The organism is Dactylosporangium sp. CA-233914, from assembly GCF_050942935.1.
GTDB lineage: Bacteria > Actinomycetota > Actinomycetes > Mycobacteriales > Micromonosporaceae > Dactylosporangium.
This window is the reverse complement of the sequence record NZ_CP192030.1, coordinates 3,848,564-3,864,207: the sequence shown is the minus strand read 5'-3', so window position 1 is coordinate 3,864,207 and position 15,644 is coordinate 3,848,564. Positions and strand designations below refer to the sequence as shown.

At 74.9% G+C, this 15,644-nt stretch carries 7 protein-coding genes; 3 read left to right on the top strand and 4 right to left on the bottom strand.

Going from position 1 to position 15,644, the window contains the following annotated elements; genetic code table 11:
- Positions 1-104 precede the first annotated feature (104 nt).
- The 3 genes from ACQPY0_RS17690 to ACQPY0_RS17680 are packed head-to-tail and all read right to left on the bottom strand — an operon-like array spanning position 105 to position 6,413.
- On the bottom strand, positions 105-3,533 hold the full coding sequence (locus ACQPY0_RS17690) for a right-handed parallel beta-helix repeat-containing protein (RefSeq protein ID WP_432990123.1): 3,429 nt from the start codon (positions 3,531-3,533) through the stop codon (positions 105-107).
- The gene (locus tag ACQPY0_RS17685) at positions 3,530-5,251 is read right to left on the bottom strand and encodes a hypothetical protein (RefSeq protein WP_432990121.1); all 1,722 of its coding nucleotides are present in this window, start codon (positions 5,249-5,251) and stop codon (positions 3,530-3,532) included. The genes ACQPY0_RS17690 and ACQPY0_RS17685 overlap by 4 nt, the downstream gene beginning before the upstream one ends.
- A complete protein-coding gene (locus ACQPY0_RS17680) occupies positions 5,244-6,413 on the bottom strand; it encodes a hypothetical protein (RefSeq protein ID WP_432990119.1) in 1,170 nt (389 codons plus the stop codon). Before ACQPY0_RS17680 ends, ACQPY0_RS17685 begins: the two co-directional genes overlap by 8 nt.
- A 206-nt stretch (positions 6,414-6,619) precedes the next feature.
- Here ACQPY0_RS17680 and ACQPY0_RS17675 point away from each other — a divergent pair, with 206 nt between their 5' ends.
- From ACQPY0_RS17675 to ACQPY0_RS17665, 3 genes are all read left to right on the top strand, one after another.
- On the top strand, positions 6,620-8,587 hold the full coding sequence (locus ACQPY0_RS17675) for an Hsp70 family protein (RefSeq protein ID WP_432990117.1): 1,968 nt from the start codon (positions 6,620-6,622) through the stop codon (positions 8,585-8,587).
- Positions 8,588-8,619: 32 nt separating this feature from the next.
- Entirely contained in the window at positions 8,620-9,720 is a 1,101-nt protein-coding gene (locus ACQPY0_RS17670; protein WP_432990115.1) for a glycosyltransferase, read from the top strand.
- 282 nt (positions 9,721-10,002) lie between these two features.
- Positions 10,003-12,852 (top strand): AfsR/SARP family transcriptional regulator, encoded by a 2,850-nt coding sequence (locus tag ACQPY0_RS17665; RefSeq protein ID WP_432990113.1) that lies wholly within the window; start codon positions 10,003-10,005, stop codon positions 12,850-12,852.
- On the opposite strand, the gene ACQPY0_RS17660 is transcribed toward ACQPY0_RS17665, so the two are convergent.
- A complete protein-coding gene (locus tag ACQPY0_RS17660) occupies positions 12,842-15,643 on the bottom strand; it encodes a BTAD domain-containing putative transcriptional regulator (RefSeq protein ID WP_432990111.1) in 2,802 nt (933 codons plus the stop codon). The genes ACQPY0_RS17665 and ACQPY0_RS17660 overlap by 11 nt on opposite strands.
- Between the last annotated feature and the right edge of the window lies 1 nt (position 15,644).

Here is a 15,644-nt window from a genome sequence, read left to right as displayed (position 1 = left end):
GGCGGCACCGGTTGGGTACTGTCGCGTGCCTGTTGGACATTCCGGCCGGGCGCGACGGTACCCCGGCCGGCGGGTGCGCCGGCCGGGGTACCCCGCGCCGTCGTTCAGTCCGTGAGCGCCGCGTGCACGTCGGCCGCGGTCAGCTGCTGCATGTCCGCGACGGTGGGCGCCGCGGCGGCACGCAACCGGTTGGCCTGCTTGGTGATAGTCCGCTCCAGCAGTTGCCGGGCGTAGCGGCCGTTGCCGAAGGTCTCGTCGCGGGTGAGCCCGTCGAAGTGCCGGTACAGCACCGGCAGGCTGTCGTGGTCGAACTCGAACCCGCCGTCGCGGGCCAATGTCTGCACGATCGACACCAGTTCCGAGGCGGTGTAGGAGGCGAACGGGATCTGGCGGCTGAACCGCGAGGCCAGCCCGACGTTGTTGGCCAGGAACCGGCGCATGTCGCCGGTATAGCCGGCCGCGATCACCACCACGTCGTCGCGGTGGTCCTCCATCAGCTTGACCAGCGTGTCGATCGCCTCGCGGCCGAAGTCGTTGCCCTCCCCGGCCAGCGCGTACGCCTCGTCGACGAACAGCACGCCGCCGCGGGCCCGGTTGAACACCTCGGTGGTCTTGACCGCGGTGTGCCCGACGTACTGGCCCACCAGGTCGGCCCGGGCGACCTCGACGAGCTGGCCGGTGCGCAGCACCCCCATCGCGTTGAGCAGTTGCCCGTACAGGCGGGCCACGCTGGTCTTGCCGGTGCCGGGTGCGCCGGCGAAGACCAGGTGCCGGGAGATGGTCGGGGTGGGCAGCCCGGCCCGGGCCCGCGCCTCGGTGCTGGCGATCAGGTCCACCAGGTCGGTCACCTCGCGCTTGACCGCGTCCAGGCCCACCATCGCGTTCAGCCGGGCCAGCAGGGCGTCCACGACCGGGGACTGGGCCTCGGACGGCGACTGCGAGGCCAACTCGTCCCCCAGATCCTCGGGCAGCAGCCGGGCCAGCTCGAGGTCGGGCGCGGCCGGGGTCTGCGACAGCCGGTACGCCTGGCGGCCCAGCATGTCCTCGAACACCTGCCGGGCCACCCGGGCGTTGCCGAAGGTCTCGGTGCGGGCCATGCCGGAGAAGTGCTTGACCAGCGCCTGGCGGGTCTCGTACTCCAGCGCGTAGTGGTGGGTCCGGCACAGCCGCTCGACGATGGTGGCCAGTTCCTCGTCGCTGTAGCTGTCGAAGGTGATGGTGCGGGTGAACCGCGATTCCAGGCCGGGGTTGGCGGCCAGGAACGTGCGCATGCTCGGGCTGTAGCCGGCCACCACGACCACCACCTCCTCGCGGTGGTCCTCCATCAGCTTGACCAGCGTGTCGATCGCCTCGCGGCCGAAGTCGCCACCGCCACCGTCCGGGGCCAACGTGTACGCCTCGTCGATGAACAGCACCCCGCCCAGTGCCTCCTCGAACTTGGCGGTGGTCTTGACCGCGGTGCCGCCGACGTGCTCGGCGACCAGGTCGCTGCGGGACACCTCGACCATCTGCCCGCCGGAGAGCACCCCGAGCGTGGCCAGGACGCGGGCGAAGATGCGCGCCACGGTGGTCTTGCCGGTTCCGGGCGGGCCGGCGAAGACCAGGTGCCGCGACATCGGCGGTACGTGCAGTCCGGCCTCCCGGCGGCGCTTGGCGATCTGGTGCAGCCCGACCAGCGTGGCCACCTCGCGCTTGACCCCGCCCAGACCGACCAGCCCGTCCAGTTCCTCCAGCAGGGCGGCCACCGCGGCGTCGCCGGCCTCGGGCCGCCCCGCGCCGGCCGCACCGGGGCCGGGCGGGTCGTGCGGCGGGGGCGTCGGCTCGGGTACGTCCGGCCGGGGCGCAGGCGGACCGGCCGGACGGGTTGCTTCCCCCCGCGGGTCCGCCGCGTGCCGCGGTACTTCCGCCCGCCGGTCCGCCGCCTGTCGCGGTGGCGCGCCGGACTCGACGCCGGCAGCGGCGCGCGCCGGCCGGCTGTTGTGCCCGGTGTCCACATCGGACAGTTCGATCGGCGCGTCCGGGCTCGGCGCGTCCACGGCCACCCCGCCGTTGCCGCGGATCACCCCGCCGCTGAGCCGCACCGGCCGGTGGGTCTCGACCAGCACACCGGGTCCCTGGTTGTCGACGATCTCACAGTCGGCGGCCGACAACGAGCCGCCACCGGCGACGTGCACCCCCGGGCCGCGCGTGCCGCTGATGCGGCTGCGTGACACGTTCACCGTGCAGGAGCCGGAGGCCAGCAGCCCGGTCGCGCCGGAGTCCTCCACCGCCACCGAGGTCAGTTCGAGCCGGGCATCGCCGGCCGCCTCCACCCCGACCCGGGATGCGGTGATCCGCGAGTTGGCCAGCGCCGTGGCCGCGGCGTCGGCCAGTCGGGCGCCGACGGTGCGGGCCCCGGTGATCTGCCCGTCCTCGAACAGCCCGGCGCCACCGGTGGCGTGCAGCCCGTACCGGACCCCCTCGATGGACAGGCCGTGCAGCTGCGGGGTGGCGTCCTGTTCGATCGCCACGCCGATGGCGCAGTCGTACACCCGCACGCCTTGCAGCCACGCCCGGGACCGGCCGGTCAGGAACACCCCGGCGTCGGCGCAGCCGGCCACGGCACCGCCGGTCAGCCGGGGTGCGGCGGTGTCGGTCACCAACACCCCGGCGGCGGCGCAGTCGCGTATCTCGCAGCCCTCCATCGTCGGCGCCGAGTTGCCCATGCTGTTGAGCCCGTGCCCGCCGGCCCGGGCGATCAGCGAGTCGGCCAGGGCCGGGGCGGCATCGGCCATGGCGACCACCGCATGAGCCTGGACGTCGAGAATCTCGCAGCGCTCCAGCACGGGGGTCGCCTCGTCGCCGGCCACCAGGCCCACCTGGCCGCCGATGACGGCGGTACCGATGAGCTGCGGCCGGCTGGCCTGCTGGGCCACGACGGCGTACTGGCCCACCTCGCTGATCCGGCAGCCTTCCAGCCGTGGCGTGGCCGAACCGGCCGACACCAGCGCCACCTCCGCGATTCCCGTTATCGTGCAGTCGCGGAACACCGGGCCGCACGTGCCGGCCACCATGATCGCCGCGCGGGCGATGTCATGCAGCCGCACGCCGGTGAACTCGCCGGTGCCGGCCTCGTAGACGACCCCGGCGCCGAGGCTGTTGCTGACCGCGCCGCCGCGCATCTCCACCGCGCCGCCGCGGACGTGGATGGCGGCCGGCGCCGCGGCGGCCACCGTGCAGGCTTCGAGCCGTACCTGCCCCGCGGCGACCTGCAGCAGCGGTAGCCGTTCATCCCCGCCGCGCAGGGTGATGTCCCGGATCAGCACGGCGCCGCCGGCCGCCAGGATCGCGCCGCCGGCCGGTACCTCGATGGTGACCGTTCCCGGACCGTCCTCGGCCACGAGGACCACGTCCTGGCGGAACATCGGCGCCTCGCGATAGATCCCCGGCCGGACGGCCACGGTGTCCCCGGGTGCTGCGGTCGCCACCGCCCGGGAGATCTCGGTCAGGCATCCGACGTCCCGGGCCGACACCGACAGCACGCTGGTGGTCACGATTCCGCTCCTTCTGGTGCGCTGGTCGGTTCCTGGTGCCCGCGGGCCCTAGGGTCTGTGTCGAGCGGGAACCGGCGCTCGCCGGCCAGGCCGAGGAGCCACGGCTGGGTCACGGAGGCGGCGGGCCCGGTGTCCAGGGCCTCCAACGCGTCGCGCAGCTTGCGCGCCAGGCGCTGGTCCAGGCTGTCGTCGCGGCGGTCGAAGACCCGCTCGCGCACCAGCACGCACGGGGTGCCCCCGGGACCGGCCGGGTCGACCGCGAGCACCTCGAATCGGGTGCCGGCGGGGAACATGGCCCGGCTCTCACCGGCCGATTCGTCCGGGGCGCGCAGTTGGTCGAGCCGGCGGGCGGTGGCGGACCAGATCGCGTAGCGGGGCGCCGTACCGCCGCCGCGCCCGACCGAGACCGTGGCGAACGCGGGCTCGACCAGCACATCGCCGGGCCGGTACAACCGGGTCAGGTCCGTGCCGGCCGGGGCGGCGGCGAACACCGGTCCGGTGACCGCGGGCAGTTGGGCCAGTCCCGCGGCGGCGCACCGGGCCAGCGCCCGCACCTGCTCGTCCGGGACCCCGCCGCCCCGCAGCCCCGCGTTGACCCGGGCGCCGGCGCCGTCGAGCAGGGCCAGAACGGCGACCAGCCCGACTCCGCCGTCGTGGGCGCCGGCCACGCCACGCAGTCCGGGGTGCAGCGACATCGCCCGGGACACCACGCGGGAGTACGCCTGGAACTTCCAGCCCAGCGCGGTGCGCACCCGCTCCCGGTCGGTCTCGTGGACCCCGGTGACCACCGGGTACCAGGCCGGCTCGGCGGGCGCCGCGGTGGCCCCCGCGTCCGGTTCGGCCGTGCCCGCCTCCGCCGGGGCCGGCTCCGCCGGGGCCGGACGGCCCAGGGGCTCGACGTCCGCGCCGATGCCGGAGGGCCGGCGGGAGCCCAGGTCCAGACCGGCGACCGCGACCTGCCGCACCCCGAAGTCGAACCCGGCCACATCCACCGCCGGTACCTCGAGCGGCAGTATCGCGGTGAGGGCCGCTACATCCACTGTGGACTCCGCCGGCGTGACCGTTGCCCGGTCCGTCGGCGGCGTGACCGCCGCGGCTGGTTGCGCCGTGCCAGGACGCGCCGGGGCCGGCAGCACCACGCCGACCGGCTCGGGAAGCTCCGACTCGGCGCCGGGCCTCCAGCACCAGAACATGCGGTCGGCGACCGCGCGGCCGAAGATGAAGTGCAGGCCGCGGTCCGAGGCGTACACCGGGGCGCCCAGGGTGACGGCGAGCTGACGCAGTACCGATCCGGCCCCGTCGTCCGGCGCGCTGGGCTGGGTGACCAGCAGCACCGGCCGGCCCCGCCACCGCGGGCACTGCCAGATCGCGTCGGCGAACGCGCCGGCGTCCAGGGTGTGGCCGTCGAGGCGGAACCCGTCCGGCCCGGCGTCGACCGCCACGGTGAACCAGCCGGCCGGGGCGGCGGTCAGCGAGCCGGGCGCGTCCCATGGCCCGGGGGCCAGCACCGGCACCGCCGCGGCCTGGTCGGCCGGGCGAATGCGCGCCATCGCCGAACCCACCGCCCGCGAGGAACGCCGCAGGTACTGGACCAGGCCCGACCGCCACGGCGCGATCGCCGCGTCGGCACCGGCCACGGCCGCGACCGGCCGGTTCCACACCGGCGGGCGGGGCCCGGGCCGGCGCAGTACCGTCAATGCCACCGCGTGCTCACTCATCTCGGTCCGCACCCCCCTCATCCGCCGCCGGGCCTGCCGTCCAGACGACGTCCTCGCCCGGCCGGGCCAGCAGGTGGACCAGCACGCGGTGCAGCGCCACCTCGTCCAGCGGCGGCGGGCCGCTCGGGTCGAGCAGGTGCGCCGCCAGGTCCGGGTCCGGGGCGAGGCCGTGCTCCGCCAGGTAGTAGACGGTCGCCTCGCTCCAGACCCAGGCGCCGTCGGTGCGCAGGTGCAGCGGCACCACCGCGCCGCGCTCCGGCTCGCGCACGTCGACCATCCGGCCCTCGCTGCGGGCGATGATCTCGGCGGCGTCCAGGGCGTCCAGCAGCCGGCGCCGCACCTGCTCGTCCTGGACCACCGGCCGGTCGGGGGCGAACCAGGGGCCGCGGTCGGCGTCGACGCCGTCGAATGCCCGCGCGACCCGCACCGGCGCCGCCGGGCGCGCCGCCCACAGCAGTGCACCGCACGAGCGGGCCAGCGTCTGGTACAGCGGCGCGTCCAGGCCGGTCTTGCACACCTCGACCTGCCCGTCGGGGTCCCCCGCGTCGGCCAGCACCCGGCGCAGCCGGGCGGCCAGCTCGGGCAGGCGTTGCGCGCGCTCGTCCATGCTGAGCACCACGACCCGCACCGGCTCGTGCCAGGGCCGGTTCGGCGCCGGCATCCGCCAGCACCGCCACACCGCGGTCGGCCCCGGTACCGTCGCCAGCTCCCGCAGGACCGCCCGGTCCACCGGGTCCAGGTGTTCACCGGCGGGACCGGTCAGGTCCAGCGGCTGCACCACCGGCCTGGCCTGGGCCGGATCCCTCGGCAGCGCCGACACGAACAGCCACGGCTCGGGCGGGCGCCGGCCGCGCAGCTCGGGCAGCGCGGCGACCAGGTCGGCGTCCCCGTCGCCGGCGACCAGTTCCGCGCGCAGCAGGTCGATCTCGTCGGGTTCCATTTGCAGTGGCCGCGACAGCGCCTCGAACGCCAGCCCTCGGACAACCTGCCGCCGCTGGCCGCCGGCCAACCGGTCCCGCAGCTCGTTCAGCAGCCGGTCCGGCAGATGGCCGGCCAGCCGTAGCAGCAGATCGTGCACCTCGGCCTCGGCCGCCGCGTCACGATCCGCGACCTGTGCCTGGTCCGGCGCCTGGTCCGCCGCCCGGCTCACGTCCACGCTCACCGCCGCTCCCTTCGCCCGCCCGGCTCCACATCTGTGACACGCCCGGGCCGAGGGTGCGAGTTCACGGTGGATTCCCCGGAAACGTCACAGGAACCTCGCGGGATCATCGGGACCGGCTCAGTGACTGCGGTGCCGCGGCGGGGGTATCGTCGTAACGCTCTGGAAACCGCGGGTAATCGCGGCGGCGCCTGGCGAGAGGTCGCTCCATGTATTCAGTCGGCATCGATCTCGGTACGAGCTTCGCGGCCGCCGCGGTCGCCCGTGACGGCGGGCTGGACATGGTCCGCCTGGGCGAGCAGGCGACCGTGATCCCGGCGGCGACGTACCTCGATGCCGACGGCACCCTGCGGACCGGCGAACTCGGGGACCGCCTCGGCCTGGCCGCCCCGGACCGGGTCGCCCGGGAGTTCAAGCGCCGCCTGGGCGATCCCACCCCGCTGGTGCTGGCCGGAGCGCCGCACTCCCCGGCCGCGCTGATGGCCGCCCTGCTGCGTGACGTGCTCGCCGGCGTCCGGCAGGACCAGCTCGACGAACCGCCGCAGCGGATCGTGCTGACCCACCCGGCGGTGTGGGGACCGTACCGGCGTGAGCAGTTCGCCGCGATACCTCGGCTGGCCGGGCTGGCCGATTTCGACGCCGGCCCGTCGGGCACCCCGGCCGGGCCGGCGGTTCGCCTGGTGACCGAGCCGGTGGCCGCCGCCACCTACTACTGTTCCGCCCATCCGCTGCCGCCGGACGGCCTCCTGGCCGTCTACGATCTGGGCGGCGGCACCTTCGACAGCGCCGTGGTCCGCAACGGCACCGACGAATTGGAGATCGTCGGCACCCCGGAAGGCATCGAATGGCTCGGCGGGGTCGACTTCGACCAGGCGGTGCTCGACCACGTCGACCGCGCGCTGGGCGGCGTGGTGTCCAGGCTGGACCCGGCCGATCCGGGCACCGTGGCGATCCTGGCCGACCTGCAGCGCCAGTGCATGCTCGCCAAAGAGGCGCTGTCCGCCCGGGAGCTGAGCAGCATCGCGGTGCGCCTGCCCGACGCGGTACACCAGGTGGAACTGACCCGGGCCGACTTCGAGCGGATGATCACTCCTGCGCTGGAGTCCACAGTAGAGGCGTTCCGTCGCACCCTCAGCGGCGCGGGCATCATGCCGCAGGACCTGACGGCGGTCCTGCTGGTCGGCGGCTCGTCCCAGATTCCGCTGGTCAGCTCGCTGCTTCGGGACGCGTTCCGGTGCCCGATCCGCATCAACACGCACCCCAAGCACGCGGTGGCGCTGGGCGCGGCATTGCTGAGCAATCGCGCGGCAACCGCGGATGCCGCGGTCGGGGCGGCGCCGCCACATACGGCACGGGTGGCCGAGCCGCCCGCGCCGGCCACGCCGCCACCGCCCCCCGCGCTCGAGCCCTTGCCGGTGAGCGCCCCACCCGAACCGGGTCAGCGCCGAGGCACCCGGCTCGCCGCGTGGCTGCGCGGGCGGGCGGGCCAGCTGGCGCTGGTGGCCGTGACGGCCATCGTGTCGGCCACCGCGGTCGTCGTGCTGGCCCAGCACGACGGCACCGGTTCACCCGGTGGCCGTGACGTGGCCGGGGCCAGCAGCGTCGCGGCCAGCCGGGTGGCCACGCCGGACACGCTGGTGATGTTCAACGGCACCACCAACGCGTCGTATCAGCTGTTCGCCGGCTCGGCCGACAACGGCTGGCTGGGCCAGGCCCCGGGCCCGGACACGGCCACGGCGGGCTCGTCGGTGACGATCCGCCTGGGCGGCTCGGGGCTGCGCGGCCAGTGGACCGGCAAGGGGCCGGCCCAGGTCTACTTCCAGGCACCGCACCCCGTGGACGTCCGCGCGTACGGCGGCGCGGGGACGGCGCTGGTGGTCGACCTGACGATGCACAGCCGCCCGGCCGACCGGACCCTCATCGCCGTGCACTGCGGGTATCCGTGCGCCACTCAGGTGGAGGCCACCGAGCTGCTGCGCGCCCTGCCGGTCGAGCAGCGCAGCACCATCCGCATCCCGCTGAGCTGCTTCGTCGTCAACGGCCTGGACCTGACCAAGGTGGACACGTTCTTCCTGGTCGAGACCGGGGGTCAGCTGGACGCGTCGTTCTTCGACATCCGTTGGGTGCCCGGCGCCGCCGACGGCCCCGGTGTCACGGCCTGCGGCGCGCTGAAGTAGCCGGCCACCGGCCAGGTGACGAGGCGGTATCCGTGCTGGATCACCGTCCGGACGTGGCTGAGGGATGCACTTTTCCGTCACTGCCGCCAGTTAAACTGACGGCAGTGAGCAAGATCGTCGTCGCCTCGACGCCCGCATCCGGACAGGTGGCCGGGCTGTTGCTGGTCGCCGGCGACCTACGTCGCCGTGGCCACCACGTGACCGTCCTCACCGGCGCCGAGTTCCGAGGGTGGGTGCTGCGCGCGGGCGTCGACTTCTCGCCCATGCCCGCGGGCATCGTCGGCGGGCGTGCGATGACCCCGGCGCAGTTCGACGCGTTCTGCACCGCCATCGTGGCGTTGCGGCCGGAGAGTGTCATCGGCGACCACCTGCTCCTCGCCACGCTGGCCCGGCCCGCCGATCCGTTGCCGAGCAGCGCGCCGTTGACCGTGGCGCTCGGCACGTCGCCGCCGTTGGACCGGCTGGTGCGCGTGCCCCATCACTACCTGCAGTTGACCGTGCCCAGCTTCGCGTGCCCGCCGGTCGACGCGCCGCCGTCGTTCCGGTTCATCGGCCCGTTGCCGGAGCACGCGAGTCTCGTCCGGACCGTGCCGGCCTGGTGGCCGACGCTGTGGTCCGGCCGGACGGTCGTGGTCGTCGCGCAGGAGTCGGCGGTGGGCGCCGATCTGCTGCGGCTCGTCGTTCCGGCCCTACATGCGCTGGCCGGCATTGACGTCCTGGTCGTGGCGGCCACCGGTCACGTCGGCAGCGCGGCGCGACTCATCGACCTGGAGCCGGACATCCCACCGAACGCCGTCCTGGCCGAGGACGTGCCGTTCGACCTGTTGCTGCCGTACGCGTCGGCGCTGGTGACCAGCGGCGGCTACAACAGCGTGCACACCGCGATCCGCAGCGGCACCCCGATGATCGTGTCGGCCGATACCGACAGCGGTCCCCAAGTCGCCGAGCGCGTGGCGGACTGCGGCATCGGTGTCGATCTTGGCGATGCCTTTCCCAGCAGCGACGCCATCCGTGACGCGGTGCAGACCGTCGTGCGCAGCACGCGTTACCGGCAACGGGCTGCCGAGCTACGAGCCGAGCTGACCCGCTTCGACGCGCTGAGCGCGATCGCCGCCACGGTCGCGCCGCAGTAGTCGATCAGGCTGCAGCAGCCGCCGCATACCGCCACAGCACGCAACGGCAACCGTTCGTGTTCGCCGGCGCAGCCGCCGGGCGCGTAGGAGGTCGTCACGGTGCCGGCCGAACAGCCGGTGATTGACAAATGATTGACGCCCGGAAACCCGGATGTATCAGTGCGAACGCCCACGGACTCAGGTTGACGGGACGTGAAGTAGCCTCGCATGTCGACGCGGAAGGGAAAATCGGCATTGTCCACGACAGGACCACGGAGCGTGACGTTCGCGATCCTCGGACCCGTGCGCCTCTGGAGAGCGGGCGTCGAGCTGCCGCCCGGCCCACCGCAGCAGCGCACGCTCCTCGCGCTGCTGGTCGCGCACGCGGGGCAGACGGTGAGCGTCGCCGAGGCGATCGACGTCCTGTGGGGCAACAACCCGCCATCCAGCGCGACCAATGTCATCCACCGCTGTGTCGGGCTGCTGCGCCGGCTCCTCGAGCCCGAGCTGCCGCCCCGCGCCGAGGGGCGGATGCTGATCCGCGCCGGCGGCGGGTACCGGCTGGAGGTCGACCCCGAGTCCGTCGACCTGGTGCGCTTCCGGCGCCTCGTCGAGCTGGCCCGCTCGGCCGCCGCGGAAGGACAGACGGCGGCCGCCGCCCGGCGGTTCACCGAGGCGCTGGCCCTGAGCCGGGGCGAGCTGGCAACCGGTGCCCTGCCCGACGCGCGGTCGCATCCGGTGTTCGTCGCGCTCCGGCGGGAGCAGCTCGACGTGTTGCTGGAGGCGGTCGACGCCGCCCTCGCCGCCGGCAACGTCACCGAGGCACTCACGCCGCTGCGGCTCAGCGCGGCCCGCCATCCGCTCGACGAGCCGCTGCAGGCGCGGCTGGTCCTGGCGATCGCGGCCGACGGCCGACCGGCCGAGGCGCTGCAGACCTGGCAAGCCGTCCGGGCCCGGCTCCTCGCCGAGCTCGGCGTCGAGCCCGGGCCGCAGCTGCGGGCGGCGCAGGAGCGCGTCCTGTCCGGCCCGGCCGTGGACGGTTCACGACGATCGGTGGGCGACCCGGACGCCTCCGGGGACCTGGTGACCTCTGCCGCCGCCACCCGCCCGATCGCCCGGCCCCGCCAGCTCCCGGCCGACCTCGCCGCGTTCACCGGCCGCGACGACCTCACGCCCGAGCCGGCGCCGCCGGGCCGGGCCACGGTGCGCACCATCGCCGGAATGGGCGGCATCGGCAAGACCACGCTGGCCGTGCACTGGGCGCACCTGGTGGCCGGCGAATACCCCGACGGCCAGCTCTACGTGAACCTCCGCGGCTTCGACCCGACCGGCCGGGCCATGGACCCGGGCGAGGCGATCCGCGGGTTCCTGGAGTCGCTCGGCATCCCCCCGCATCGGGTGCCGGCCGACGCCGAGGCGCAGGTGCGGCTGTACCGAGGCCTGCTCGCGGGCCGGCGGATGCTCCTCGTCCTCGACAACGCCCGCGACGCCGACCAGGTGCGCCCGCTGCTGCCCGGCACCCCGGGCAGCCTGGCCCTCGTCACCAGCCGGACCCGGCTGCTCGGCCTGACCGACGAGGCGGCCGACCGGCCGCTCGTGCTCGGGCCGCTCACCCCGGCGCAGTCCCGGGACCTGCTGGCCGCCCGGACCGGTGGCCGGGCCCGGCTCGACGCCGCGCCGGACGCCGTGGACCGCATCGTGCGCCGGTGCGCCGGGCTGCCGCTGGCCCTCGCCGTCGTCGCCGCGCGCATGGCGGCCCATCCGAACTTCGCGCTCGACCAGATCGCCGCCGACCTCGACCAGGCGGCCGGCACGCTGGAGCCGTTCGCCGACCCGGACCCGTCGATCGACGTGCACGCCGTCTTCTCCTGGTCGCACCGGCTACTCAGCCCGGGCGCGGCCCGGCTGCTGCACCGGCTGAGCGTGCATCCTGGGCCGACCATCGGCCTGCGGGCCGCCGCCGCCCTGGCCGGGGCCGACCTCGGCACGGCGCAGCGGTGGCTGGCCGAGCTGACCGGCGTGAGCCTGCTCGGGGAACCGGCGCCCGGCCGATACGGGCTGCACGACCTGGTGCGCGTGTACGCCGGCGAGCTGTCGGCGGCCGAGGACTCCACCGGCGAGCGGCGCGCCGCAGTACGCCGGATGCTCGAGCACTATCTGCACAACGCACACGCGGCCTGCGCCCGGTTCTCGCCGTACTGGCGGCGTCCCCAGATCCGCGACGCCCCGGCCGGCGCGCACCCGGAGACGTTCGCCGACGACGGCGCCGCGCTGGCCTGGTTCACCGCCGAGCACGAGGTGCTGAACCAGCTGGTGGCGCTGGCGGTGGCCGGCGGGTACGACACCGATGTGTGGCACTTCGCGTGGACGCTGGAGCGGTTCTACGACCGGCAGGGGTTCTGGCACGAGTACGCCGACCTGCAGCGGACCGGTCTCGCGGCGGCCGTCCGGCAGGGCGAGCGGACCGCGGAGGCGCACCTGCTGCGGGCGCTCGCCCGGGCGAGCGGACATCTGCGGCGCTACACCGACGCGGAGCCGCGCATCGCCCGCTCGATCGCGCTGTTCACCGAGCTCGGTGACCGGCTCGGCCAGGCGCACGCGTACCGCAGCCACGCCTGGCTGCTCGATCGGCTAGGTCGGCACGAGGAGTCGATGGCGCGGGCCGAGCTGGCGCTGGACCTCTACCGGGCCGTTGACCTGCCGGCCGGCGAGGCGAGCATCCTGCACGCGCTCGGCCAGAGCCACCTGCGGCTCGGCGCCCATCACCGCGCGGCCCGCTACTTCCGCGAGGCGCTGGCCAAGGTCGCCGGGCAGGAGAACCGGTACGCCCACTCCGGCTCGTGGGAGGGGCTCGGCCTCGCGCTGCACCGGCTCGGCGACCACGGCTACGCCGTGACGTGCTTCGAGCACGCGATCGGCTTCTACCGCGAGATCGACGATCGGTTCAACGAGGCCGGCGCGCTGCACCGGCTCGGCGACGTCCGGCTGGCCCTGGCCGACCCGGCGGCCGCCCGCTCCGCGTGGGAACGAGCGATCATGCTGCTGGGCGCCACCGACCGGCCCCCGGCCGAGGAGCTGCGCCGCAAGCTCGACGCCCTCGACGCCGTCCCGCCGCCCGCGCGCCCGGTCGGGTCCGGGGCGGTCACCGGCTGACGCGGCCCAGTCCGGCGATGTTGTCCCGCAGCCGCTGCGCGCCCGGGTGGTCGATGCCGGTCATGATGGCGACCGCCCGCGACCATGCGTCGCGGGCCGATTCGACGTCGCCGCCGGCCGCGTGGACCGCGCCGAGGCGCTGCAGCGTCTCCGCCTCGACTGCCTGGTCCTGCAGATCGTGCAGCAGCTCCACGGCCCGGCGGAAGCAGTCGACCGCCTCGTCGAGCCGCCCGAGCTCCTGGTTGGCGGTGCCCATGGTGTCCCAGGCCGCCGCCTGCGCGTGCTTGTCGCCGAGCTCCTCGTGCAGGGTGAGAGCGGCCGAGCAGTGGCGCAGCGCCGCCGCGTGGTCACCGAGCATGCCGGCGACCGCGCCGAGGTTGCCCAGGGCCCGCGCCTGGTTGGACCGGGAACCGATGGCCCGGTAGAGCTCGAGCGCCTGCTGCGCCTCGTGCAGCGCGTCGCCCGGCCGGTTCAGCCGGACGTTGAGCCCGGTGGCCAGCATGTACGAGGTGCCCTCGCCGAGCCGGTCGCCGACCTCGACGAACAGCTTCCGCGCAAGGTGCAGCTCGGCCATCGCGTCGTCGAGCCGGCCCAGCTTGGTGTACGCGCGGCACAGGCCGCGGTACGCGTAGCCCAGGGCAGCCCCATCATCCAGCCGTCCGGCGGCGGATATGGCCGCCAGCTGCGCCTCGACCCAGTCGTGCCAGTGGCCGTGCCAGGCGTAGATGTTCTGCAGCGCGTACACGAGCAGGCCGAGGTGCCGGTCGGCGCCGACCTCGGCGTACCACCGGATCACCGCCTGCAGGACCGGATACTCGAGGGTCAGCCAGCGCATCGCCGCGGCGGCGTCGGCCAGCGCCGCGATCGCCGCGCCGGGGCCGGGCGGGGGCAGCTCCAGGACGTCGCGGTTGGGGTCGACGAGCCGGTTGGCCAGCTCCGCCGTGTGCAGGTAGTGGTCGCCGAGTCGCCGGATCGCCGCCGCGCGGCCGGCCTCGTCGGTCTCGCGCTCGACCAGCTCGCCGGCGTAGGCGGTGAGCAGGTCGTGGCAGCGGTACCGGCCGGGCCGGTGCTCGGTGACCAGGCTGGCCCGGACCAGCTCGGCGAGCGACCAGCGCGCCTCGGACCGTGGCACCCCGGCGAGCGCGGCGGCCGCGTCGAGGCCGATGTCCGGCCCGGGATGCAGGCCGAGCAGGCGGAACAGCCGGGCGGCCGGGTCGCCGAGCGCCCGGTACGACCACGAGAACACGGCCCGGAGGTCACCGTGCGTGCCCGGTCCGGACGCGGCGAACCCGTCCAGGCGCTCGGACGTGCCGCGCAGCTGATCGGCGACCGTACTCAGGGCGATGCCCGGGTGCGCGGCCGCCCGGGCGGCGACGATCGCCAGCGCGAGCGGCAGACGTCCACAGTGGACGATGATGGCGTCGGTCGCGTCCGGTTCGGCGGCGACCCGGGCGGCGCCGAGCCACTGCCGCAGCATGGTCGTGGCGTCCGGCGCCGGCAGCAGGTCCAGGCTCAGCCGGTGGGCTCCTTCGGCGACGACCAGCCCGGTGAGGTCGTTGCGGCTGGTGACGATCACGACACAGCCGGGCGCGCCGGGCAGCAGCGGGCGGACCTGGTCGACGTCGCGGGCGTTGTCGAGCACGACCGCGACCCGCCGTCCGGCGAGCACGCTGCGGTACAGCGCCGCCTGCGCCTCGACGCTGCTCGGGATGCCCTGCGGTTCGACGCCGAGCGCCTCCAGGAAACCGTGCAGCACCGCGGCCGGGCTCAGGGCCGCCCCGGCCGGGTCGAAGCCGCGCAGGTCGACGTAGAGCTGGCCGTCGGGGTACCGGCCGGCCACCCGGTGCGCCCAGTGCACCGCGAACGCGGTCTTGCCGACCCCGGCCATGCCGTCGACCGCGGTGATGACGACGGTGGCGTGCTCGCCGGCGGCGATCGTGGCGGCAAGCTCCTCGCGCCGGCCGCTGAACGTCGGCAGGTCGGCGGGGAGTTGCGCGGGCCGGGCCACGCTGGGTTGCCCGGGCTCCTCCGACGCCGCGTCGAACGCCGCCCGCAGGTGCGGGCCGGGCTCGATGCCGAGCTCATCCGCCAACCGGGCCCGGACCGTCTCGAAGTGGGCGAGAGCCTCGGCCCGCTGCCCGGCGGCGGCGAGCGTCTGGATCAGCCCCGCCTGCAGCGACTCGTCGTGCGGCGCCTGCAGCGCGGCCGAGCGGACGGTCTGCAGTACCAGCTCGGAAATGCCGAAGCGCACCGCCAGCGCGGCGGCCTCCCGGGTCAGGTCGAAGTACTCCTGCTCGATCGCCCCGAGCGGGGCATAGTCGCGCAGGTGGTCCAGATCCGCAGGCGGGCGTCGGTCCCGCCACAACGCGAGCGCGTCCAGCAGCGCGGCGACGGCCTCGTCGGCCCGGTTCTCGCCCGCCGCCGTCCGGCTCATCGCGGCCAGGCCGCGGAACCGCAGCAGGTCGACCTGGCCTTCCTCGACGTCCAGCCGGTATCCGCCGGCGGCCGGACGCAGCCACCGGCCGATCGCGCGGGAGGGCAACTCCGGCTCGAAGACGCGGCGCAGCATGCCGACATAGCGCCGCACGACGTTGCGGGCGCTGTCCGGCGGGTCGCCCCGCCACAGGGCATCGATGAGGTCGTCGAGCGGCACCGGCAACGGCGCCCCGACGAGCAGGACGGCCAGCAGCACCCGCTGCTGCGGCGGTCCGGCGTCCAGCTCGACGCCGTCCCGCCAGACCCGGACCGGGCCGAGGACGCTGAAGTACAGCCCTCGCGACGGCACGGTCATG

Excerpts from the sequence above, each read along its gene's own strand:
- ACQPY0_RS17660 (WP_432990111.1), bottom strand. The coding sequence starts at position 15,643 with ATGACCGTGCCGTCGCGAGGGCTGTACTTCAGCGTCCTCGGCCCGGTC.
- ACQPY0_RS17685 (WP_432990121.1), bottom strand. The coding sequence starts at position 5,251 with ATGAGTGAGCACGCGGTGGCATTGACGGTACTGCGCCGGCCCGGGCCC.
- ACQPY0_RS17675 (WP_432990117.1), top strand. The coding sequence starts at position 6,620 with ATGTATTCAGTCGGCATCGATCTCGGTACGAGCTTCGCGGCCGCCGCG.